This is a genomic window from Pseudomonas sp. NPDC087639 (genome assembly GCF_044743385.1).
In the GTDB taxonomy this organism is placed as follows: Bacteria; Pseudomonadota; Gammaproteobacteria; order Pseudomonadales; family Pseudomonadaceae; genus Aquipseudomonas.
This window is the reverse complement of sequence record NZ_JBIUWI010000028.1, coordinates 66,306-67,490: the sequence shown is the minus strand read 5'-3', so window position 1 is coordinate 67,490 and position 1,185 is coordinate 66,306. Positions and strand designations below refer to the sequence as shown.

Here is a 1,185-nt window from a genome sequence, read left to right as displayed (position 1 = left end):
GAACGCGACCATGCTGCGGCCGTGGCCCAGGTGGCAGTAGTCGTACACGGTCATCCCGCAGACGTACATGCGCACGTTGTTGCCATCGAGCGGCTTGAAGACTTCTTTGCTCTTGGTGAGCGTGTTGTAGATCGTCAGCACTTTAATTTCCTTGACGCTGAATCACTGGCCCCACGAATCACGCAGGGTCACGGTACGGTTGAATACCGGCTGACCTGGTTTCGAGTCCTTGATGTCCGCGACGAAGTAGCCTTCGCGCTCGAACTGGAAACGGTCTTCCGGCTGTGCATTGCCAAGCGATGGCTCAGCACGACAACCGGTCAGCACTTGCAGTGAGTCAGGGTTGATGTTGTCGAGGAAACTGGCGCTGTCTTCGGCCTTCTCAGGGTTGGCCGAGCGGAACAGGCGATCGTACAGACGCACTTCGCACTCGACGCTGGCAGCGGCCGGCACCCAGTGAACCACGCCTTTGACCTTGCGGCCTTCAGGGTTCTTGCCGAGGGTTTCCGGGTCGTAGGAGCAGCGCAGTTCGACGATGTTGCCGTCGGCGTCCTTGATCGCTTCGTCGGCACGGATCACGTAGCTGCCGCGCAGACGCACTTCGCCACCCGATTCCAGGCGCTTGTAGCCCTTCGGCGGCTCTTCCATGAAGTCTTCACGGTCGATGTAGATTTCCCGGGCGAACGGCAGAGCGCGCACGCCCATGTCTTCTTTCGGGTGGCGCGGCAGTTCGAGGTTCTCGACCTGGCCTTCCGGGTAGTTGGTGATCACGACTTTCAGCGGGCGCAGCACGCACATGGCGCGCGGTGCGCTGTGATCAAGGTCGTCACGGATGCTGAATTCGAGCATGCCGAAGTCAACCACGCCGTCGGAACGGTTGGTGCCGATCATGTCGCAGAAGTTGCGGATCGATTTCGGCGTGTAGCCACGGCGGCGGAAGCCCGACAGCGTGGACATGCGCGGATCGTCCCAGCCATTGACGTGCTTTTCATCGACCAGTTGTTTCAGCTTGCGCTTGCTGGTGATGGTGTAGTTCAGGTTCAGGCGGCTGAACTCGTACTGACGCGGGTGCGCCGGCACTGGCAAGGCGTCGAGGAACCACTCGTACAGTGGACGATGGCTTTCGAACTCCAGGGTGCAGATCGAGTGAGTGATGCCTTCGATGGCGTCCGACTGACCGTGGGT

General features: G+C 60.3%; 1 protein-coding gene and 1 pseudogene. Both read right to left on the bottom strand.

Annotated elements, in window-relative coordinates:
- Nucleotides 1-141: pseudogene (locus ACIOVB_RS14230) on the bottom strand (cysteine--tRNA ligase); the annotation flags it as partial.
- A 21-nt stretch (nucleotides 142-162) separates the two neighbouring features.
- A partial coding sequence (locus ACIOVB_RS14225) for a glutamate--tRNA ligase family protein (RefSeq protein WP_401268611.1) occupies nucleotides 163-1,185 on the bottom strand: 1,023 nt, incomplete at its 5' end.